Consider the following 22,104-nt stretch of genomic DNA (forward strand, 5'->3'; position numbering starts at 1 on the left):
GTTTGCGTAAGACTATTATAACATATCCATCATCAACTGCTGATAAAAAATCTTGTTTACGGTAACAAAAAGTAGCCTATTCTTATAGGCTACTTCGCATTTGTTAGAGTTATTCTGACTTTTCCAGGTTTATGCTTGCATTGACAGCATCAATGGTCAGGCTATTTTTACTGTTTTTGTTTTCTAGGGTCAGACTGTGCTTGCTGTCTTCTTTTTTGACAGGGAGTTTCTCATACACTCCGCTGGTGTAAATTCCCATGCGCTCCATTGCTTCCTTGAGATAGGTGATGTCCCCCATCATTTCTTCTAGTTCTTGTTCCGTTTCTGCGTAGAAGCCCTGTTCTTGAGCCAGTGCCATTAGATCAAACTGCGTGTTAATATTGAGATTGATGTCTTGTAGGCTTTGCTCTGTCAAGTCAAGTATGGTATGAGTGGATGAACCGACCTTAGCAGGGGTGAAGCTATTATTTCCTTTTAGACTGATTTGGATAGTCTTCAATTCGTAGTAATTCGTAATCTTGACATTTTCAAGATTGGTTTCAGAGAGGCTACCGCCATTATCTGCAGAAATGTCAAGATTTTTCAGACTAGAGTTGGTGACATGAAAGGATCGGCTATATAGCTTGCCGCTGTCGATCTGGCTATTGGTGAGATCGACATTACCTTCTAGATTGATTTCTTTGATATGGACATTCTCTATGCTGAAGATACTACCGTAATAGAAATCTATGCTATGACCTTCCAAACTATTCAAGGTCTTTCCTTTTGGAATTTCAATGGTAACGGTGTTGACATCAATACCTCGTTGGGCTAAGAGTTCCCCAAAAAACTGCATAATTCCTTCGATTTTAAGCTCTCGTCTTTGAGAGGTAAGTGTTAATGTCCCATCTTTTTCGGATAGACTTAGTGGGCTCTGCATATTGTTGTCAGAATTAGCATAGGTCACATGGTAGTTGCTATCACTAGATTCTTTGATGTAGACGCTATGAGGGATAAAGTCAACTTTAATGCTATTCAGTTCGGTGTAAGTTTGGTGAATTTTCTTGGGAGCAGCTACATCTACCAAACCAGTAATGCCTCCTGTAAAAAATCCAATTCCAGCTAGAATTAAGCCAACAATCAGACTGACAAAGCCGATAATAAGGGCCAGGGTTAGTTTCTTTTTCATGCTCGTTTACCTCGTTTCAAGATCCATTTGAAGCAAGCCTTGACCAAGCGCCAAGACCAGTAGGCAAAAAATCCAGTCAAGATGTAGATGAGAATAGCTCCACCAATCAATGAAAGTCCTGAGCCAAAGCCCATGAGGAAGATGTTAAATCCTTCTGACAGGAGGGTGAAACCTTCCCAGATCAGATAGGCACCGCTAATCAGGAGTAGCACGCCTAAAGCAAAGGCACCGATAATGAGGGCTACGATAAGTGCCGTTAAACCCAATAGGCTAGCTAGTAGAATAAGCAGGAGAGGAATGGCGATGGGCAGGGAAATGACTGCAAGGATAGCTAACCAGAGTGTTCGTTTGGTCTGGCTAAAGTTGCGGAAGTAGCGGCCGAGGAAAAAGGCTCCAAGGATAAGGGTCGCAAACAATGGAATAAATCCGATAAATTCTCCCATGATAAAGAGCAGGAAGAAGGAAAATAAGCCCATCATACTCAAGGCTCCCAGTCCAGCCCAGTGCTTCCAAGTTAGCTGGAGCGGTTCTTTTCTTTCTTTATCCTCTTGAATTTGCTTATTGAGAATATTGTTAATCAGTTCGCTAGCAGCTTCTTTTGGTGAGCCTAGTTCTTCGATAATGTCTGCTTCCTGTTCTGGACCAGCCTCGTCAAAGTATTCATTAAAGAAGTTAATGGCTTCAAAGTATTCCTTGTGGGGTAGTTTTTTCAGGTGTTTTTCCAACTGCTCCATGTACTCAGTTCTTGTCATGGCGGACGCTCCCTTCTATAATACCGTTGATGGTTGCTGTGTAGGTGTCCCAATCATCTTTGAGCCGAACCAGTTCTTCATGGCCCAGCTGGGTCAGGCTGTAATACTTGCGCATGCGGCCTTGGTATTCTTGGGAGTAGGTGGTCAAAAAGTCATTTTGCTCTAGCTTTTTCAGGATAGGATAGAGGGCTGACTCCTTGATATTGGCAATCAGTTTGATGGTCTGACAGATTTCGTATCCGTAGGAATCATCGGATTCCAAAATAGCCATAATAAGAAATTCTGTCAGCACTGCGGGGACTGGAAAATGCATAGGACACTCCTTTCCTTGATAGTTGGGTGATTAGGTTTAGATTTGGTATATATTTGTTATTTGTCATATATCGAATCTTGGTATATAACAAATATACACCTAAACAAATATTTTGTCAAGAATATTTGTGCAAAAATTACCAAAAAAAATACGGCTGGAAGTCCAACCGTACTCATTCAGATTAGTCGATGTAAAGTTTTGATTTGTTGCTGAGCCAGCTATAGAGCAGACCGATTAGAAGTCCTCCACCGACGTAGTTTCCAAGACCTGAGAAGAGGAAGTTCACAAGGACACTGGCCACAGACATACCTTCTACAGCTCCGCCATTTGCAAAGAAGGCAAGTGAGAAGGTAGAGAAGTTAGCGATCACGTGCTCGAAGCCAAGGAAGGCAAAGATGAAGATGATGAAAATCAAGGAAATAACACGTCCAGCATCATCCTTCATACGCATAGAGATGAAGACTGCGATGTTTACAACGATGTTAGCGAAGATCCCTTCGATAAATTGAGTCAATGGTGTTTTCATCAATTTTGCAGTGGTAGCTTGGATTAGGTAGCTATGCTCATCCAAATGCCCAACTTGGTAAGGCTGGGTGTAGGAGAGCAAGAAGCAGACGATAACCGCGCCGACAAAGTTGAAGAAAATACAGGTTGCCAAGATTTTCAATGCAGTCTTAGTAGGGATGACCTTGCGGTGAATAGCTGATGTCATATACATCATATTTGATGTACCGAGCTCGGCGTTCATATACAAAATCATGACCAAGCACCAGCCGAACATAAGACCGTAACCGAATTTGCCCAAACCATCTACGATGTGGTTGAGTTTGTCAGCCACATAGGCTGAGATGGCCAAACCGATTGCCAAATAAACGCTGGCCATTGCGGCACGGATGGCGTAGGCAAAGTAGTTGCTTTCGATCAAGTCGGCTTTTTTCTTGATACTCTTGTCGATATTATAAATCAGCGAATCTTGTTGTGCTGCCATAATAATCCCCTTTATATAATCATATTTGATAGTGTTCTCACAATAAAAGAGTATAACAGAAAAAAGCTAAAAATGTAAGTGTTTTTCGGCAAAAAAACTCAAGTAACCGTTATCAATTATTGCTAGTCATGGTCGACCTACTTCATTCTCTTGAAAAGAGTGTGTCAGCTGCTCTCTAAAAAAGATTTTCCATCTGTTGAAAGGTGTCTGCTCTGCTATTTTCCAAAAAACTATGCTACAATAAAGCTAGAAAAAATCGGAAAAGAGGCTAGTATATGTCAGATGTTATTGCTTTTGGTTATGGTCGTGAGCGTGCGGAGATGAAGCTTAAGCGGCTCAATCGTCATGGAATTATAGCAGGTGCTACGGGTACGGGTAAGACAGTGACCTTGAAAGTCTTGGCGGAGCAGTTGAGTGACGCGGGTATTCCTGTCTTTCTATCAGACATCAAGGGTGATTTGAATAGCTTGGTTGCGGCGAATACCAAGGAAATTGATCCAAGTCGTTTGGAGAAAACCCACTATCCTGACTATAGTCCAGTGGGCTATCCTGTGGAGTTGTGGGATGTTTTGGGTGAAAATGGGACCCCTGTCCGCATGACCATTTCAGAGCTGGGTCCTGTCTTATTGACGCGCCTTTTGGGCTTGAATGACACCCAAGAATCTATTCTGAATATCGTATTTAGTGTAGCAGATGAGCGTGGGCTTCTCTTGATTGATTTGATGGACCTGCGGGCCATGCTCAATTTTGTGGCTGAAAATGCGGCAGAGCTGAGCCAGTATTATGGAAATATTCCAGCTCGTTCGGTTGGTGCTATCTTGCGTAGTCTGGTTGTTTTGGAGCAACAAGGTGGAAAGATTTTCTTCGGTGAGCCAAGTCTTGATATTGCTGATTTGATGCGTACAGCAGAAGATGGCCGTGGGGTTATCAACGTTCTCCAAGCTACTCAGCTATTTAATCAGCCGACATTGTATTCAACGGTTCTTCTCAGCCTCTTATCAGAACTCTATGAAGTCTTGCCTGAGGTGGGCGATTTGGACAAGCCTAAGATGGTCTTCTTCTTTGATGAGGCCCATGTTCTCTTCAAAGATGCACCAAAAGTTCTTCTTGAAAAGATTGAGCTAATTGTCCGTTTGATTCGTTCAAAAGGTGTAGGGGTTTTCTTTGTAACGCAGAATCCGACGGATATTCCTGATAGCATCGCAGCCCAGTTGGGTAATCGTATCCAACATGGTCTTCGTGCCTTTACACCAAAAGAGCTCAAGACAGTTGCGACAGTTGCTGAAACCTTCCGCCAAGAAGGTGGTGAGGACTTGGCCAAGGTCATTCAGGAGTTGCAAGTAGGTGAAGCAGTTGTGTCCACCTTGCAAGCCGACGGAACACCTAGCTTTGCGGACCGGGTGACCATTTATCCTCCAAAGAGTATGCTGGGAACCGTGGAGCCAAGTGCCCTCTTGTCAGTTATCAATAATTCTCCTTTGATGGAAAAATATGCTGACGCGGTTAACCGTGAATCAGCCCACGAGCAGATTTTAGCCATGACAGAGGCAAAAGAAGCCGAACTCATCAAAAAAGCAGAGCAGGCCGAGGCGGAAAAACAGGCAGAAAAAGAAGCTAAGGCAGCCGCAAAAATGGAAGAGAAAGCCCAGAAAGAAGCGGCTAAGGCGACTCAAAAAGCCAGCCAACCAGCCAGTCGTAAAACAGATTCCATGATGGATCGCTTTACCAAGAACCTGATGAGTCAGGTCGGACGGGAAGTTGGGCGCGTGGTGACACGTGGCATTATGGGCATGCTAAAAGGAAAATAAGATGATGAACTGGGAAGGCAACTTCTCAGTTTTTTTGGTCAAGATACTTGTAGGATTGGTAGAAATTGGTTAAGATAGTGGGTGTGCATCACTAATTAGTAAGGAATAGAGAGATGATTGATGAGAGTAGAATGATCTTGAGGGATTATCAGCCCCAACCTTTGGGACAAAAAAGCGAGTACGCTGTCTTGTTGCCATTAGTATGGTCAGACAATCAGTGGCAGGTCCTTTATCAAGTCCGTAGTGAAGGAATTTCCCAGCCAGGAGAGGTATCTTTTCCCGGGGGGAGGGTTGAGGTTGGTGAAAGTGCTAAGGAAGCAGCAGCCCGTGAAGCAGTAGAAGAGCTGAATATAAAGCCTGAACAGGTGGAATTACTAGGAGAGATTGATTACTTGGTCTTTGCCCAGTCAACCATTCGTTGTTATGTTGGTCGTTTGGATCTGGATTGGCAGAGCCTCCAACCCAATGAAGAAGTAGCCCGCTTGTTCACCGTTCCGTTAGACTATCTACTGCAAACAAGTCCGGTATACTATGATTTGACCTCTAAAGTCCTGCCAGATTGCGATTTTCCCTTTGACCGCTTACGAGGGGGTGTTGATTATCCCTTTAGTCACCATCAACGGTCTGTACCCTTTTACGAAGGTCTTCCAGAAAATATCTGGGGCATGACAGCCCAATTTACCCATCGCTTTGTGGAGATTATGAAAGAGCGCCTATGAGGTCGATTTTTATCTAAAAATGTAGACATGAAGGCTTGATAAAAGCAAAAAAAGCACTTGAAATCAATGATTTCGAGTGCTTTTTCAATTCAATTATTTTACTTCAGTAAAAATAACGTGCTTACGCAATTTTGGTGAGTATTTTTTCAATTGAAGACGGTCTGGAGTGTTACGTTTGTTTTTTGAAGTAAGGTACAAACGCTCACCAGATTCTTTGTGTTCAAGTGTAATATTTACGCGCATGGTATCTCCCTTCTATTATTCAGCTGAAGCAGCTTTAGCGATTTTACGTCCTTTGTAGTATCCTTTCAAAGATACACGGTGAGAACGTGAGTAATCTCCAGTAGTTTCATCAAATTTCACAGTTGGAGCTGCTACTTTATAGTGAGTACGACGTTTGTTTTTCTTCGCTTTTGAAGTGCGACGTGCAGGTACTGCCATTTCTTTCTTCCTCCGTTAAATATAAGGTACAAGCCCTTTTTCAATCTAAAATAGTGCGTATGACTTTCGTCAACTTTAACAGTATAACAAAAGTTTTTTGTAAAGTAAAGTTACTTGACAGATTTTTTTAAAAATTTTTGCCTCGAATACTTCCTGTGAGCAGAAATTCTCTAACTTTGCTAAAATAATCAAAAAAATGCAAAAAATACTTGACAGCATATATATATATAATGGTTGTAGGACAAGTTCCGATAATTCAAATATGAAGGAGAACTGTATGAAAACAGTTGGGAAGTTTTTCGCGAAAAAGTTGGCTAGCCTTTTGGTCTTATTGCTGGTTTTAGGTCTAGGTATCTTTTGGCTTAGAAATAGTATTTTTGCCTGGTTCCAAGGGACCCACAAGGTTCAGTATGAATTTGTCATCAAGAAGTTTGAAGCGGAAAGCAAGCTAGTTGTGGCAGGAGCTGAGGTAGCAACCACTGCCAACCAGACCTTTGAAAACAATAAATTAGAAGAATGGCCAGACTGGACAGAGCCCATTACCAAGCTCTTTGTTGGGCGGGAAATGTCTGTAGACATTCCTGTCCAGACAGAGTTCAAACTGGTCTTGGAAGGAATTGAGCAGTCAGATGTTCACATTCAAAACAACACCTTGACATTCAAGCAGCCTGTCCTTGTCGAAGTTGATTCTCAGCAGCATGGTCAAATCAAAATTAGCAATAATAGCAATGGTCTTGTCGATAAGGCAGTGGATGCTTTCACCTCTGGACAAAAGGCACAGGAATTTTTAAATGAAAAATCCCAAGAAGCCATTTACAAGACAAGTGAGGAAGTCTTGAATGATGCAGAACGCCAGGAAAAAGTCGCGGCTTTTGCAGAAACGGCTTTAGAAAACCTCCTCAATCTCAACTCCGAAGAAAAACTTGAGGTTGAGATAGAAGTGAGCGACTTGAATTTCCAGATTGTGGATAAGAAATAGTTTTTAAAACAAGGAGGCTGGGCTCAAGCCCAGCACCGCTTCTCAAAGTTAGTGTCAACATCTCAGCGCAGTGGTTGATTGGCAGATTTGTTCGTGTTTTACACTCCAAATCTGACCTATACGACTGATGCGAACTCTGTTCGCCCTATTCCCAACCTCCAACAGTCACTACTATGACTGTTGGGGCTACACGGGGGTGGGAGTGGAACAGTCTGGGGATAGACTGTTTCAGCTCAACAATTAGAAATAAGGACTTGTTGACGAACTCTTCTATGAATGGTCGAGTTCTTTCCCACTCCCTTTTTGTCTGCTCTGCCATTTCCAAAAAAGATTAAAATATGATAAAATAAGGGGCAAGATATAGAGAAGTGAGAAGACCTATGAAATTACAAAAACCAAAAGGAACCCAGGATTTACTACCACAGGATTCTGCCAAGTGGCAGTATGTGGAAAACTTCACCCGCAGCATTTTCAAGCAATACAATTATGCAGAAATTCGCACACCGATCTTCGAGCATTACGAGGTCATCAGTCGTTCGGTTGGCGACACCACGGATATTGTGACCAAGGAGATGTACGATTTCTATGACAAGGGGGACCGCCATATCACTCTTCGTCCAGAAGGCACGGCACCGGTTGTTCGCTCCTATGTAGAGAACAAGCTCTTTGCCCCAGAAGTGCAAAAGCCTGCTAAGTTCTACTACATGGGTCCAATGTTCCGTTACGAGCGCCCACAAGCTGGTCGTCTGCGCCAGTTCCACCAGATTGGTGTTGAGTGCTTTGGCTCTAGCAACCCAGCAACAGATGTGGAAACCATTGCCATGGCTTATCACTTCTTTGGAGAGTTGGGTATCAGAGGTATCCGCCTCCACCTCAATAGTTTGGGTAATCCTGAGAGCCGTGCCGCTTATCGCCAGGCCTTGATTGACTACCTGACACCGCTCAAGGACCAGCTATCTAAGGATAGCCAGCGCCGTCTAGAAGAAAATCCCCTGCGTGTGTTGGATTCCAAGGAAAAAGAAGACAAGGTCGCTGTGGAAAACGCACCGTCTATCCTGGACTATCTGGACGAAGAAAGTACAGCCCACTTTGAAGCGGTCAAGTCTATGTTGGACAGCCTAGGTATTGCTTACACCATTGACACCAACATGGTACGCGGTCTGGACTACTACAACCACACTATTTTTGAGTTTATGACAGAGGTTGGTGGCAATGACCTGACCATCTGTGCCGGTGGACGTTATGATGGATTGGTGACCTACTTTGGCGGACCAGAAACGCCAGCTTTTGGCTTTGGTATGGGGATTGAGCGCCTCATCCTAGTCCTTGAAAAGCAAGGCATTGAGATTCCTCTCGACACCCAGTTGGATGTCTACATCGCAGTTTTAGGTCAGGAGGCAAATGGCGGAGCGCTTGAGCTTGTTCAAGCTATCCGCAAACAAGGTTTCCGAGCAGAGCGCGACTATCTGGACCGCAAGCTCAAGGCCCAGTTTAAGTCAGCAGATGTCTTTGGAGCCAAGACCATTATCACACTTGGTGGAAGCGAGCTGGAAAGCGGACAGGTTGTGGTAAAAAATAACCAGACTAGAAGTCAAGTTGAAACAAGCCTGGAAATCTTAAAAACAGATTTCGCAAGTATTTTAGAAAAATTAGACAAGTAGTAGCGAGGGCTACTACTTTTTTCTGGTTCTAAAAGCAAAAAAGAAGCGACAATTGGGTCGCTTCTAACTTTAGTAGAGTAGAAATTAGTGACAGTGGCAGAAGTCAAGTACCATACGGCCTTGGATAGTACCTGCAGCCATTTCATCAAAGACGGCTTCTGCATCTTCTACAGGGCGTTTTTGAACAACCGGAACAACTAGGCCTATAGCACCAAAGTGGAAGGCTTCTTCTAGGTCTTTACGAGTACCAACCAGAGAGCCGACTACCTTGATACCATCTAGTACTGTTTTGACAATGCTGAGGTCCATGTATTCAGATGGAAGTCCGACAGCCACGACATAGCCACCTGCACGAACGCTGTCAATAGCCTGGTTGAAGGCAACCTTAGAAACAGCCGTTACGACAGTTGAGTGGGCACCACCACCAGTTATTTCCTTGATATAGCCAGGCACGTCTTCCACTTCAAGACCATTGATGATGACATCTGCACCGACTTCCTTGGCTAATTCCAATTTGTCATTATTGATATCTACAGCAATAACGTGAGCATTGAACACTTTCTTAGCGTATTGGACTGCAAGGTTGCCTAGTCCACCAGCACCGTAAATGACAATCCATTGACCTGGTTCTAGGTGTGCTTCCTTAATAGCTTTATAACAAGTAACGCCCGCACAAGTGATAGAACTTGCTTGAGCAGGATCTAGTGCTTCAGGAACTTTTACAGCGTAATCAGCTGTTACGATACATTGCTCAGCCATACCACCGTCAACAGAGTAGCCTGCATTTTTTACAGTACGGCAGAGGGTTTCACGGCCAGTAGTACAGTATTCGCAAGTACCACAACCTTGGAAGAACCAAGCAACGCTGACACGGTCGCCGACCTTCAAGCTGGTCACATCAGGGGCGATTTCAGTAACGACACCAATCCCTTCATGCCCAAGAACACGGCCAGGGACCTTACCAAAATCACCTTGAGCAACGTGTAGGTCAGTATGACAGACACCACAATATTCAATCTGAACCAGAGCTTCGCCAGTTTCAAGTGGACGAAGTTCTTTTTCAACAACGACAACACCAGTAGATTCTGGATTAACGACAACTGCTTTCATGGCAGACCTCCTATTTATTGTAGCACATTTTTTGAATGTGTTAATATAGATATTTTCTTGTTAATAATATCACATAAAACAAGAAAATGCAAGTAAATCAGAAGAGAGGGGCGTGTATCTGCTTTTGAAAATAATCAGGCAATTACTGAAATTTTTTCATAAAAAGCCATTTACTTGTAAACGTTTTCTTGTTAAAATAGAAACCAAGAGGATTAGTTGTTAGATTTTTATGTCTTAGGTTTATTTTTGAAGCTGTTAACAGACACATTTCAGAAAGTTTTCTGAAATGTACTCCAGATAAACAAAAAAGAAAGCGTTTTCAAAAATAAAACAGAAAAAATGTGAAAAAAATAACAAATTCTCTTTACAAATAAAATAAAAAGTTGTAGAATAAGATTGTGAAAAAATTAACAAAATGTTAATAAGAAAATTTGGAGGAACACAATGGCTGATAAAAAAGTTGTATCACCAGAAGAAAAATTAGCAGAAGCTCGCAAGCACGTTGATGAGCTTGTTCAAAAAGGTTTGGTTGCTCTTGATGAGTTCCGCAAACTTGGTCAAGAAGAGGTAGACTACATTGTAGCTAAGGCTTCGGTAGCTGCTCTTGACAAGCACGGTGAACTGGCAATGCACGCTTTTGAAGAAACCAAACGTGGTGTATTCGAAGATAAGGCAACTAAAAACTTGTTTGCCTGCGAGCACGTTGTTAACAATATGCGCCATACAAAAACAGTTGGTGTCATCGAAGAAGATGATGTAACCGGCTTGACCTTGATTGCTGAGCCAGTTGGTGTTATCTGTGGTATCACTCCAACGACTAACCCAACGTCAACTGCCATCTTCAAAGCCTTGATTGCCTTGAAGACACGTAATCCGATTGTCTTTGCCTTCCACCCATCTGCACAAGAATCTTCTGCTCATGCAGCGCGTGTTGTCTATGAAGCAGCTGTGGCAGCTGGTGCTCCAGAGAACTGTATCCAGTGGGTAACAAAACCATCTATGGAAGCAACTTCTGAATTGATGAAGCACGACGGTATTGCGACAATCCTTGCAACGGGTGGTAACGCCATGGTGCGTGCAGCTTACTCTTGTGGTAAACCAGCTCTTGGTGTAGGTGCCGGTAACGTTCCTGCCTATGTTGAAAAATCTGCAAACATCCGTCAAGCTGCTCATGATATCGTCATGTCTAAGTCATTTGATAATGGTATGGTCTGCGCGTCAGAGCAAGCAGTGATCATTGATAAGGAAGTGTATGACGAATTTGTAGCTGAGTTCAAATCTTACAAAACTTACTTTGTTAATAAGAAAGAAAAAGCCCTACTTGAAGAGTACTGCTTCGGTGTAAAAGCCAACAGCAAGAACTGTGCAGAAGGCAAATTGAATGCGGACATCGTAGGTCGTCCAGCTGCATGGATTGCTGAACAAGCTGGTTTCTCAGTTCCAGAAGGTACTAACATCTTGGCAGCTGAAGTTACTGAAATCGGTGAAAAAGAGCCATTGACTCGTGAGAAATTGTCACCAGTTATTGCAGTATTGAAAGTTGAAGGCCGTGAAGAAGGTCTGGAAGCAGCTCGTCAAATGGTTGAATTCCACGGTCTAGGTCACTCAGCAGCTATCCATACAGAAGATGCTGAATTGGCCAAAGAATTTGGTACAATCGTACGTGCGATTCGTGTTATTTGGAACTCTCCATCTACTTTCGGTGGTATCGGTGATGTTTACAATGCCTTCTTGCCATCATTGACACTTGGTTGTGGTTCTTATGGACGTAACTCAATCAGTGATAACGTAAGTGCGATGAACTTGCTCAACATCAAGAAAGTAGGAAGACGTAGAAATAATATGCAATGGTTTAAAGTTCCTTCTAAAACATACTTCGAACGTGATTCTATCCAATACCTCCAAAAATGTCGTGACGTTGAACGTGTGATGATCGTTACGGACCATGCCATGGTAGAGCTTGGTTTCTTGGATCGTATTATTGAACAATTGGATCTTCGTCGTAACAAAGTGGTTTACCAAATCTTCTCAGACGTTGAACCAGATCCAGACATCACAACAGTTTACAAGGGTACAGAATTGATGCGTACCTTCAAACCAGATACAATCATCGCACTCGGTGGTGGTTCACCAATGGATGCTGCCAAAGTTATGTGGCTCTTCTACGAGCAACCAACAGTTGACTTCCATGACCTTGTTCAAAAATTCATGGACATCCGTAAACGTGCCTTCAAGTTCCCAGAACTTGGTAAGAAATCTAAGTTTATCGCGATTCCAACAACATCTGGTACAGGTTCAGAAGTAACACCATTTGCTGTAATCTCTGATAAGGCAAACAACCGCAAGTACCCAATTGCTGACTACTCATTGACGCCAACTGTGGCAATTGTTGACCCAGCTCTTGTATTGACAGTACCTGCCCATGTTACTGCCGATACTGGTATGGACGTATTGACCCACGCAACAGAAGCATATGTATCAACAGTAGCAAACGACTTCACAGACGGTCTTGCGCTTCAAGCTATTAAACTTGTCTTTGAAAACCTTGAAAGCTCAGTGAAGAATGCTGACTTCCACTCACGTGAGAAAATGCATAATGCTTCAACTATTGCAGGTATGGCCTTTGCCAACGCTTTCTTGGGTATTTCACACTCAATGGCCCACAAGATTGGTGGACGTTTCCACACAGTTCACGGTCGTACAAACGCTATCTTGCTTCCATACGTTATCCGCTACAACGGTACTCGTCCAGCTAAGACAGCTACATGGCCTAAGTACAACTACTACAAAGCAGATGAGAAATACCAAGACATCGCGAAAATGCTAGGACTTCCAGCTTCAACACCAGAGGAAGGTGTCGCTTCATACGCACAAGCTGTTTATGACCTCGGTGAGCGTATCGGTATCCAAATGAACTTGAAAGCGCAAGGTGTGGACGAGAAAGAACTCAAAGAATACTCTCGTGAATTGGCTCTTCTTGCTTACGAAGACCAATGTACACCAGCTAACCCTCGTCTAGCAATGGTTGACCATATGCAAGAAATCATTGAGGATGCGTATTATGGCTACAAAGAACGTCCAGGCCGTTTGAAATAATTTTTCCGTCGAGCCTCTGCGTTGGCTTGGCTAGGTGAACTTGAGTTCAACCGTCGCCTTCGCCGCCTAGACTCTCTTAGGAAAAACTGATTTCAAAATGGACGTGTAAGTGTTTGTTGCACAAGTCATTTCTTAATAATCCTTATATAAACAATTGGACTAGCCTCCAAAACTTTCTCAAACACCAGCTTACGTGAGTAGGTTGGTGTTTTTGTCACTATTGAAGCTATAAATCTATTTTGATATACTGTGAAAGAAGATAGGAGGACTAGTATGGTAGCAGGAATTATTTTTGATATGGATGGTGTCATTGTTGATACAGAGTATATTGATTTTCAAATACTAACCCAATTTATTTGTAGTTTGACGAACGGAAGTGTAGAGTTGAGTGAGGAAGAAGCTGGTTTATTAGTGGGATCTTCCTATACTCGCCTCCACAAAACAATCAAACACTTATCCGAGACAAATTTGGATTTATCACCGGTTGCCAGTCAATTAGAGAAATTATAGAGGCTTGTGGAATTGCTCATTATTTTGATGCTATTGTGAGTGGAGAAGATTTTGAGGAAAGTAAGCCTAATCCTGCGATTTATCATGCTACCTTAAAAAGATTAAATCTCACTCCTGACAAAGCTGTTGCTATTGAAGACCCGGCTTATGGTATTCAGGCTGCTCAGTCAGCGGGCATAACTGTTATCGGTTATTTAGAAACGAGGCTTCCTGTTGATCAAAGTAAGGCAGACTATATTGAGTCGGATATGGTTGGGATTTTGTCACGGATAAAAAGATTAGAAAAAGAAGGGGTAAACTAGAATCTGTTTAAATTGCTCTTCATCAAAGCCGGACAGATGTTCGGTTTTTTGTCATATCTTCCCAATTTTCTGTCAATTTATGGTAGAATAGAAAAAATAGATTTTTTACGAGGGATACTATGACACTAGTTTATCAATCAACACGCGATGCTAAAAATACCGTATCGGCTAGTCAGGCTATTTTACAGGGCTTGGCGACCGACGGTGGTTTGTTTACACCGATTTCCATTCCAACCGTTGACTTGGACTTTTCTGTTCTCAAAGACGCTTCTTATCAGGAAGTTGCTAAACTGATTTTGTCAGCTTTCTTGGATGATTTTACGGCAGACGAACTGGACTACTGTATCAACAATGCCTATGACAGCAAGTTTGACACGCCAGTTATTGCCCCAGTGGTTAAGCTAAAAGGTCAGTACAACTTGGAACTCTTCCGAGGCTCAACCATTGCCTTTAAGGATATGGCACTGTCTATCCTGCCTTACTTGATGACGACTGCTGCTAAAAAGCATGGTTTGGAAAACGAGATTGTCATCTTGACAGCGACTTCAGGCGATACAGGCAAGGCAGCCATGGCTGGCTTTGCGGACGTTCCTGGCACGCAAATCATCGTCTTCTATCCACGCGACGGGGTGTCTAAGGTTCAGGAGTTGCAGATGACCACGCAGACAGGGGCTAATACGCACGTGGTGGCTATTGACGGTAACTTCGACGATGCCCAGACAAATGTCAAGCGCATGTTCAACGATGAGGCCCTCCGTGCCAAATTAGCAGCTAAGAAACTCCAGTTTTCATCTGCTAACTCCATGAACATCGGCCGCTTGGTGCCACAGATTGTATACTATGTCTATGCCTACGCTCAGCTGGTTAAGACCGGCGAGATTGCGACGGGCGACAAGGTCAACTTCACCGTTCCAACAGGTAACTTCGGTAACATCTTGGCGGCTTACTACGCTAAGCAGATCGGTCTGCCAGTTGGCAAGCTCATCTGTGCTTCCAACGATAACAATGTCTTGACTGACTTCTTCTCGACAGGCGTTTACGACAAGAACCGTACCTTCCGCGTGACCACCAGTCCGTCCATGGACATCTTGGTGTCCTCTAACTTGGAGCGCTTGATTTTCCATCTCTTTGGCAATGACGCTGTAAAAACAGCTGATCTCATGGAAGCCTTGAACACAGCTGGTCAGTATGACATTCAAGGGGCTGACGCGGATATCCTCTCTCTCTTTGCTGCCGCCTTTGCGACGGAAGAAGAAACCGCTGCAGAAATCAAGCGTATCTATGACGAGTCAGACTACATTGAAGATCCACATACGGCTGTTGCCTCAGCTGTCTATAAACAGTATGTGGAGCAAACAGGGGACCAAACTCCGACAGTGATTGCTTCCACAGCAAGTCCTTACAAGTTCCCAGTGGTTGCGGTTGAGGCTGTGACAGGCCAGTCAGGTTTGTCTGACTTTGAAGCCCTTGCAAAATTGCATGAGATTTCAGGTGTAGCCCTGCCGCCAGCTGTGGACGGCTTGGAAACGGCACCTGTTCGTCACACTACCGTTGTTGCAGCTGCAGATATGCAGGCTGAAGTAGAGCGCTATTTGGGTGTGTAATAAAAAATGACTTATGACAAACTGCTTAAAACAGGCAGTTTGTTTTCTTTTTTAATACAAATTAAAATTTACAGACAATTCAAAGAATGATATACTAGATAAGAGCACTTGGAAAAGAAGTCACTAGTGGCACAGTAGCAAGTAAGTTTTTTTGTAAAAAGAAAATGCCTTCTCAATGTGGCTGGAAGAATGGATTTTACCAACATTGAGAGGGCTTGGATACGTTTGTAGAAGCCAGTGACTTTTCAGCAGGAGAAGGGCAACGCTTGGAACTCATGCGGGCCTTGCTCAAAAACGCGGACTGCTATATCTTTGATGAGCCAACTAGTAACCTAGACTCGCTCAATGAAGCCCGCTTTATCCAGCTGGTTAAGGAACACTGTCAGGGCATGGTCTTCTTGATTTCCCATAGAAGTTCGACCATGGCTTGTGCGGATACCATTTTCCGTTTGGAAGACGGGCAATTAGTAAAGGAAAAATAAATGAAGAAATTACAAGTAAAAGATCTGATGGTAACAGGGGCTTTTGCTGCCCTCTACTTTGTTTGTGTTGGTCTAGGAACCTTATTGAGCTTGGTTTTTGATCGGTCGGGTAATATGATGTATGCACCAGCTGGAGCAGCTCTCTTAGCTGGTCCAGTCTATATGCTCTTGATTGCCAAGGTTGGGAAGCCGGGTTCTATTAGTCTAGTCGGTACAGTCATGGCCTGCTTCTTCTTTCTATCTGGCTATATGACAGCTGCCTTTCTGCCTAGCTTGACCTTTGGTTTACTAGCTGAACTGATCGCAAAAGCTGGTCACTATAAGCAAAAATGGGTCAATCTTCTTAGTTATATTGTTTTCTCCTTTGGAAATTTAGGTCCTATTATTCTCATGTGGTTCATGCGAGATGCCTATGAGGCTAGTCTATTGGCCCGTGGTAAGTCAGCAGAGTATGTGGCCCGAGTGATGCTGGACTTTACACCAGGGAATGTAATCTGGTTGTCAACTACTATAATCCTAACTGCTCTTGTAAGTGGCCTTTTTGGACAATACATGGTCAAGCGCTATTTCAAACAATCAGGTTTTCTATCATGAAATTAGATGCCCGTACCAAAATCATTCTAGTCATCTTTGCTAGTATTACCTATGGTTTGCGACTGACTATTTTTGAAAATGCAGTGCTAGTCTTGGGATTTAGCCTGCTTTTCTGGTTTTCTCAGAAGAAAAAAATGGCTGTCATTGGGATCTTGTTCTATACTGGTTTTTGGCTCCTGTCCTATATTTCCTTCTTGCCAGCTTGGCTGGCACATGTCTTGGTCGTTCTGACTTATACATGGCCACCACTTTTAGCAGGGCATTTTTTACTGATGACCACCAGCAGCTATGAACTTGTCCATGGTCTGCGAAAATGGCGCTTACCAGAAGCCTTTCTCTTGACCTTGGGGGTTATGTTTCGCTTTCTGCCAGCCATCAAAGAGGATGCCCGGACCATTCGTTCCTCTTTAAAGGTGAGAGGGATTTTCCTGGAGAGGCTAGATGTGGTTTGCCATCCAATTCAGTACCTGGAATATTTTTTAGTTCCCCTCATGATGTCCCTCTTGGGAACGGCTCAAGAATTAACTGTAGCCAGTTTGACCAAGGGCTTGGCCTTGTCTGGTAAACCCACAGAATACTTGCAGTCGTCTTGGAGCCTGCTAGATTGGAGTCTTTGTTTATGTTGTGTCAGTTTTCTTCTTCTGGTCCAGCTGTGACGGTAAAAGGGTTGGAATTAACCTATCCAGGATCTGACAAACCCTCCCTTGCTATTTCAGATTTAACCATCCCAACCGGCCAATGTGTTGTCCTTTGTGGCCAGAGTGGTTCAGGAAAATCAAGTTTTCTCAAAGTTTTGAACGGCCTGGTTCCCGAATATTATCCAGCCAAACTCTCAGGTCAGGTCTATCTAGGTGATAAGGAGTTGAGAGGGAGGAGTTTAGAAGATTTGTCCCATCAGGTTGCTTCTGTTTTTCAGCAACCTTCTACTCAATTCTTTCAAAATCAAGTCTTGCAGGAACTGGTATTTCCCTGTGAAAACCAAGGCTTATCTAAGGAAGAAATAGCTCAGCGTTTGGCTTGGGTCAATAACTTGTTTGACTTAGAGCCCCTGTATGAACGAAAGATTTCCAGCTTATCTGGTGGACAGCAACAGGTTCTGGCTTTGGCTGTTGCAGCCATGCAGGGAACAGATCTTCTAGTTCTGGATGAGCCGACAGCTAATTTGGATCAGCAAGGTGTGGTAAGGGTTCAAGAAGTCTTGCAGCTCTTGAAAAAACAGGGAAAGACCATTATTATTGCGGAACACCGCCTGTCCTATCTCAGTCACTTGGCGGATCGCTACCTCTATTTTCAAGACGGACAGTTGGTGACGGACTATTTGGCAGCGGACTTTCTCAGCCGAACAGAGGAGTGCCGTCAGGACATGGGCTTGCGGTGCTACGATGCAGCGCCTTATGGGCGGGCAATAGCAGAGCGGGTCAGTCAGTTTACAGATGATGAGCAAGGCTTGCTTGTTGAGAACCTATCGGTCAGCCAGTCGGGAAGCCTCCTATACCAGATTGAGAAGCTCTGTTTGGCACCGGGTCAGGTTATTGGTCTTGTGGGACCAAATGGGTCTGGAAAAACTAGTCTGGCCAATTATCTGGTTGGACTGTTAGAAGATAAAAAGGCTAGCATTGCTTGGTATGGGAAAAAACTCACGGCACGTCAACGCCTGGAAAAAACTGCCCTTGTCATGCAGGATGTCCGCCTACAGCTCTTTGCAGAAACAGTCCGCAGGGAATTGACGCTGGGGCAAAAAGACAAGCAGCTTGATGAGGAGATGATCAGCCGTTTTCGCTTGGAAGACTTGCTTGACAGGCATCCAGTCAGCTTGTCAGGTGGTGAGCAGCAACGTTTGATGATGGTGGCTAGCTTATTGGTGGACAAGGATATTTTTATCTTTGATGAGCCAACTAGCGGATTGGATTTGCGGCAGATGAAAGAGGTGGCCAGGGCCCTGCTTGATTTAAAAGAGAAAAACAAGTTGGTTCTCTTGATTTCTCATGATGAAGAACTCTTAGACTTGGTTTGTGATAAAATAATAGATATTAAACAATTAAAATTAAGATGAGGATGATGAACAAGCATACAAAAGAATTACTTAGGATTGCCTTGCCTGCTATGGCTGAAAATATTCTCCAAATGTTGATGGGCATGGTGGATTCTTACTTAGTGGCTAGTATCGGCCTTGTAGCCCTGTCGGGAGTATCTCTGGCCAACAATATATTGGCAGTTTATCAGGCAATTTTTATCGCTTTAGCCGCGGCCATCTCAGCTCGTCTGGCTCAGATTTTGGGTCAAGGGAAGTTTGAAAAGGTGGGCCATACTGCTAATGAGGGCTTAAAAATAACAGCTTGTATCAGTCTGCTGCTGGGAGGACTGGCTGTGCTTACGGGGCCACATTTGCTGACAAGTTTGGGAGCTGAAGTGGCTGTTGCACAAGCGGGAGGTTCCTATCTGATGTTGGTTGGTGGCGGAATTCTCTTTCTCGGATTGATGATGAGCTTAGGTGCGATCTTACGAACCTTGGGTCAACCCAAATTCCCCATGTATATCAGCCTTCTGTCCAATCTGTTGAATGTTCTTTTTTCGGCTTTTGCGGTCTTCGTTCTCCATGCTGGCGTGGCTGGAGTTGCTCTTGGAACAGTCTTGTCACGGCTGGTAGGTTGTTTTCTGCTGTGGGCAAAGCTTGCCCTTCCTTTAGAGAAATGGAACTGGTCTTGGGACATAGAACTCATCCGACTTGCCTTACCAGCTACTGGTGAGCGCTTGATGATGCGGGCTGGAGATGTGGTTGTTGTCGCTTTGATTACTGGTTTAGGTACAGCGGTTGTGGCAGGTAACGCCATTGGAGAAACGCTCACTCAGTTTAACTATATGCCGGCTATGGGAATTGCAACGGCAACCATTATCTTGACAGCCAAGCATAGACAGAATCAGTCTGCGGTAGAGGACATCTTGAAAAGGAGTTTCTTTCTTTCACTCCTCTTTATGCTACTGGTAGCTGTTACAACCTATTTATCTGGTCCACTTTTAATCGGTTTGTATTCAAAAGAACCACAGGTTGTTCAGGCCAGCCAGACAGTTTTGCTCTATTCCATGTTAGGTGTTCCCTTTACGGCTTCTACTCTTGTTTTAACTGCCTTGTGGCAAGGTCTGGGTAATGCTAAGCTACCATTTTATGCGACCAGTCTAGGTATGTGGATAGTTCGAATTGGTCTTGCCTATCTACTTATTGGAGTATTTCATCTAGGTTTACAGGCTGTTTGGATAGCAACCATAGCGGATAATGCCGTTCGTGCAGGATTTTTGTATGTCCAATATAGGCGAGAAAGAAAAGTTAAAATTGATTAAGGAATGTCTAAGAAAACTTTCAGTTTCGCTTAAGTTTGTTCTTGTATACTATATTCAAGCTAGAAATAGCGAATTTCTTTTTCATATAATCTCCAGAGAACAGTTGACCGCGGTCGGCTGTTTTCGTTTGTTGGTTAGAACTTTTTTTGGCCAGGAATTTTTCGGAAAATATCTAGAAACTTTCAGTTTCGCTTAAGTTTGTTCTTGTATACTATATTCAAGCTAGAGATAGCGAATTTCTTTTTCATATAATCTCCAGAGAACAGTCGACTGCGGTCGGCTGTTTTCGTCTATTATTCTTATGAAAAATGGTATAATAGTTGTGATTGTGTAAGGAGAAGAATATGTCAGTAGTAGGAAAAGCAAATGGGAAAATCATTTTGATGGGCGAGCATGCGGTTGTCTATGGCCAGCCAGCAATTGCTATGCCTTTTTCTGCTGTTGAAATTACCGCTCAGGTAAGGGCGCAGGGTCAGGCTCTGAGTGTGGCCTGTGACTTCTACGAAGGCTTGGTTCACAAGATGCCAAAAATCTGGGAAAGCCTCAAACATGCCATTCGCTTTTCCCTCTACCGTATCGGCGCTCCGACAGATCCGGCTATTCACATCGAAATCAGCTCCACCATTCCCGCCGAACGAGGCATGGGCTCCAGTGCTGCGGTGGCAGTAGCCGTTGCCCGCGCCCTCTTTGCCTATTATGAAAAAGAGCTGACAGACAGTGAGCTCTGGGACATTGTACAGTCTTCGGAAAAAATTGCCCACGGCAATCCCTCGGGCATTGATGCGGCAACCACCAGCGGCAAGTCTCCCGTCTTTTTTATCAAGCACCAGCCCATCGAGCCCTTGGAGCTGAAACTCCGTGCCCACTTGGTAGTGGCTGATACAGGCGTGACGGGCAACACCTTAGAGGCCATTTCAGACGTGGCGGCTTTATTGGAGAAAAAGCCAGAGGCTATCAAGCTAGTAGAAGAACTGGGCAACTTGACCCGACTGGCTAAGGAAGATTTGGCCACAGACCAAGCAGAGCTTCTAGGCAGCAGAATGAACCAAGCTCATGCCCTCCTGCAAGAATTAGGCGTGTCTGATCCTAGCCTAGATAAGCTAGTCAGCCTTGCCCAAGAAAATGGAGCCCTCGGAGCCAAATTAACCGGTGGTGGTCGTGGTGGTTGCATGATTGCCCTTGTTAGAAAAGCCCAGGATGCCCAAAAACTTGCACACATCCTTGAACAAGCAGGCGCCCGCCAAACCTGGATACAGTACTTAGGAGAAACCAATGACTAAACAGACAGGCATTGCCCGTGCCCATACCAATATTGCCTTGATTAAATACTGGGGAAAACGCGATAAGGAATTATTTCTACCCATGAATTCCAGTTTATCCCTGACCCTTGACGCATTTTATACGGATACCAAGGTTGTTTTTGATCCAGAATTGACTGCCGATGAGTTCTATCTCAACGGGATTTTACAAAAAGAAAAAGAAATTTTAAAAATTTCTCGATTTTTGGATTTGTTTTGCGAATATATAGGTGAAAGGGCATTTGCCCGAGTGGAAAGTCTAAATTTTGTTCCGACTGCGGCTGGTTTAGCCAGCTCAGCCTCAGCCTTTGCAGCGCTGGCTCTTGCAACCGCAACTGCCTTGGATTTAGATTTATCACCAGCCACCCTATCAACCCTTGCTCGTAGGGGCTCAGGCTCTAGCACCCGTAGCCTATTCGGTGGATTTGTAGAGTGGGACATGGGAACTGGTTCGGAAGATTCTATGGCTCACCCCATTGACGATGCGGATTGGGATATCGGCATGGTCGTCTTGGCGGTCAATACCGGACCGAAAAAGATTGCTAGTCGAGAGGGAATGGACCACACGGTTGCCACCTCACCATTTTACACAGCCTGGGTAGATACCGCCAAGCAAGACTTGGCGGACATCAAGGTAGCTATTGCTAGCCGTGATTTTGAAAAACTTGGTCAGATTACAGAGCACAATGGCATGAAAATGCATGCAACAACGCTCTCTGCCAATCCACCCTTTACCTACTGGTCAGCTGATAGCCTAGTGGCTCAAGAGGCAGTCCGTCAGGTTCGTGAAGCAACTGGCTTGTCAGCCTATATGACTATGGATGCAGGACCGAATGTCAAGGTCCTCTGCCGAGCAAGTCAGATGGATGAGCTAGTAGCTGAATTGTCCAAAGTCTTCCCAAGAGAGAAAATCATCACTAGCAAGCCTGGACCTGCTGGAATT

The 22,104-nt window shown here is 44.0% G+C and carries 21 protein-coding genes and 1 pseudogene; 15 read left to right on the top strand and 7 right to left on the bottom strand.

Going from position 1 to position 22,104, the window contains the following annotated elements:
* Positions 1–109 precede the first annotated feature (109 nt).
* From C1G53_RS03220 to C1G53_RS03235, 4 genes are all read right to left on the bottom strand, one after another.
* Positions 110–1,168 (bottom strand): DUF4097 family beta strand repeat-containing protein, encoded by a 1,059-nt coding sequence (locus tag C1G53_RS03220; RefSeq protein WP_105117670.1) that lies wholly within the window; start codon positions 1,166–1,168, stop codon positions 110–112.
* Entirely contained in the window at positions 1,165–1,920 is a 756-nt protein-coding gene (locus C1G53_RS03225; protein WP_105117671.1) for a DUF1700 domain-containing protein, read from the bottom strand. The genes C1G53_RS03220 and C1G53_RS03225 overlap by 4 nt, the downstream gene beginning before the upstream one ends.
* Entirely contained in the window at positions 1,907–2,233 is a 327-nt protein-coding gene (locus C1G53_RS03230; RefSeq protein WP_105114367.1) for a PadR family transcriptional regulator, read from the bottom strand. Before C1G53_RS03230 ends, C1G53_RS03225 begins: the two co-directional genes overlap by 14 nt.
* A 181-nt stretch (positions 2,234–2,414) precedes the next feature.
* The gene (locus C1G53_RS03235) at positions 2,415–3,221 is read right to left on the bottom strand and encodes a formate/nitrite transporter family protein (protein WP_105114368.1); all 807 of its coding nucleotides are present in this window, start codon (positions 3,219–3,221) and stop codon (positions 2,415–2,417) included.
* A gap of 275 nt (positions 3,222–3,496) precedes the next feature.
* Here C1G53_RS03235 and C1G53_RS03240 point away from each other — a divergent pair, with 275 nt between their 5' ends.
* Together C1G53_RS03240 and C1G53_RS03245 are read left to right on the top strand one after the other, a co-directional pair.
* Entirely contained in the window at positions 3,497–5,029 is a 1,533-nt protein-coding gene (locus tag C1G53_RS03240; protein WP_105117672.1) for a helicase HerA-like domain-containing protein, read from the top strand.
* Between the two features lie 113 nt (positions 5,030–5,142).
* Complete coding sequence (locus C1G53_RS03245) at positions 5,143–5,748, top strand: NUDIX hydrolase (protein WP_105117673.1); 606 nt, start codon at positions 5,143–5,145, stop codon at positions 5,746–5,748.
* Between the two features lie 93 nt (positions 5,749–5,841).
* Here the strand turns inward: C1G53_RS03245 and rpmG are convergent, their stop codons facing one another.
* Together rpmG and rpmF are read right to left on the bottom strand one after the other, a co-directional pair.
* Positions 5,842–5,991, bottom strand: coding sequence for a 50S ribosomal protein L33 (gene rpmG, locus C1G53_RS03250; RefSeq protein ID WP_002262412.1), 150 nt, complete (start codon positions 5,989–5,991; stop codon positions 5,842–5,844).
* Between the two features lie 15 nt (positions 5,992–6,006).
* Positions 6,007–6,189, bottom strand: a complete 183-nt coding sequence (gene rpmF / locus C1G53_RS03255) for a 50S ribosomal protein L32 (RefSeq protein ID WP_002937589.1) — start codon at positions 6,187–6,189, stop codon at positions 6,007–6,009.
* Positions 6,190–6,466: 277 nt separating this feature from the next.
* Between rpmF and C1G53_RS03260 the strand changes: the two genes are divergently transcribed.
* Positions 6,467–7,168 (top strand): hypothetical protein, encoded by a 702-nt coding sequence (locus C1G53_RS03260; RefSeq protein WP_105117674.1) that lies wholly within the window; start codon positions 6,467–6,469, stop codon positions 7,166–7,168.
* Between the two features lie 380 nt (positions 7,169–7,548).
* On the top strand, positions 7,549–8,829 hold the full coding sequence (hisS, locus tag C1G53_RS03275) for a histidine--tRNA ligase (RefSeq protein WP_105117677.1): 1,281 nt from the start codon (positions 7,549–7,551) through the stop codon (positions 8,827–8,829).
* Between the two features lie 84 nt (positions 8,830–8,913).
* Here hisS and adhP read toward each other — a convergent pair whose 3' ends face one another.
* The gene (adhP, locus tag C1G53_RS03280) at positions 8,914–9,939 is read right to left on the bottom strand and encodes an alcohol dehydrogenase AdhP (RefSeq protein WP_105117678.1); all 1,026 of its coding nucleotides are present in this window, start codon (positions 9,937–9,939) and stop codon (positions 8,914–8,916) included.
* 444 nt (positions 9,940–10,383) lie between these two features.
* Here adhP and adhE point away from each other — a divergent pair, with 444 nt between their 5' ends.
* The 11 genes and pseudogenes from adhE to mvaD all read left to right on the top strand — a co-directional run.
* Positions 10,384–13,035, top strand: coding sequence for a bifunctional acetaldehyde-CoA/alcohol dehydrogenase (gene adhE / locus C1G53_RS03285; RefSeq protein WP_105117679.1), 2,652 nt, complete (start codon positions 10,384–10,386; stop codon positions 13,033–13,035).
* Between the two features lie 273 nt (positions 13,036–13,308).
* The gene (locus tag C1G53_RS13275) at positions 13,309–13,545 is read left to right on the top strand and encodes an HAD hydrolase-like protein (protein WP_105117680.1); all 237 of its coding nucleotides are present in this window, start codon (positions 13,309–13,311) and stop codon (positions 13,543–13,545) included.
* A gap of 35 nt (positions 13,546–13,580) precedes the next feature.
* Positions 13,581–13,847 (top strand): HAD-IA family hydrolase, encoded by a 267-nt coding sequence (locus C1G53_RS13280; RefSeq protein WP_238139093.1) that lies wholly within the window; start codon positions 13,581–13,583, stop codon positions 13,845–13,847.
* 119 nt (positions 13,848–13,966) lie between these two features.
* Positions 13,967–15,451: a threonine synthase gene (gene thrC, locus C1G53_RS03300; protein WP_105117682.1), complete on the top strand. Its 1,485-nt coding sequence runs from the start codon at positions 13,967–13,969 to the stop codon at positions 15,449–15,451.
* A 209-nt stretch (positions 15,452–15,660) separates the two neighbouring features.
* Positions 15,661–15,933 (top strand): annotated as a pseudogene (locus C1G53_RS03305) (ATP-binding cassette domain-containing protein); the annotation flags it as partial.
* Positions 15,934–16,527 carry an MptD family putative ECF transporter S component gene (locus tag C1G53_RS03310; protein ID WP_105117683.1) on the top strand — a complete coding sequence of 198 codons (594 nt, stop codon included), beginning with the start codon at positions 15,934–15,936 and terminating at the stop codon, positions 16,525–16,527.
* On the top strand, positions 16,524–17,183 hold the full coding sequence (locus C1G53_RS03315) for an energy-coupling factor transporter transmembrane component T (protein WP_105117684.1): 660 nt from the start codon (positions 16,524–16,526) through the stop codon (positions 17,181–17,183). The genes C1G53_RS03310 and C1G53_RS03315 overlap by 4 nt, the downstream gene beginning before the upstream one ends.
* Complete coding sequence (locus C1G53_RS03320; protein WP_105117685.1) at positions 17,147–18,580, top strand: ABC transporter ATP-binding protein; 1,434 nt, start codon at positions 17,147–17,149, stop codon at positions 18,578–18,580. The genes C1G53_RS03315 and C1G53_RS03320 overlap by 37 nt, the downstream gene beginning before the upstream one ends.
* Positions 18,581–18,585: 5 nt before the next feature.
* Entirely contained in the window at positions 18,586–19,863 is a 1,278-nt protein-coding gene (locus tag C1G53_RS03325; protein ID WP_105117686.1) for an MATE family efflux transporter, read from the top strand.
* Positions 19,864–20,207: 344 nt separating this feature from the next.
* Entirely contained in the window at positions 20,208–21,143 is a 936-nt protein-coding gene (gene mvk, locus C1G53_RS03330) for a mevalonate kinase (protein WP_105117687.1), read from the top strand.
* A partial coding sequence (gene mvaD, locus C1G53_RS03335; RefSeq protein ID WP_105117688.1) for a diphosphomevalonate decarboxylase occupies positions 21,136–22,104 on the top strand: 969 nt, incomplete at its 3' end. The genes mvk and mvaD, both read left to right, overlap by 8 nt.

It is taken from the genome of Streptococcus suis, from assembly GCF_002960445.1.
Classification (GTDB): Bacteria; Bacillota; Bacilli; order Lactobacillales; family Streptococcaceae; genus Streptococcus; species Streptococcus hyiners.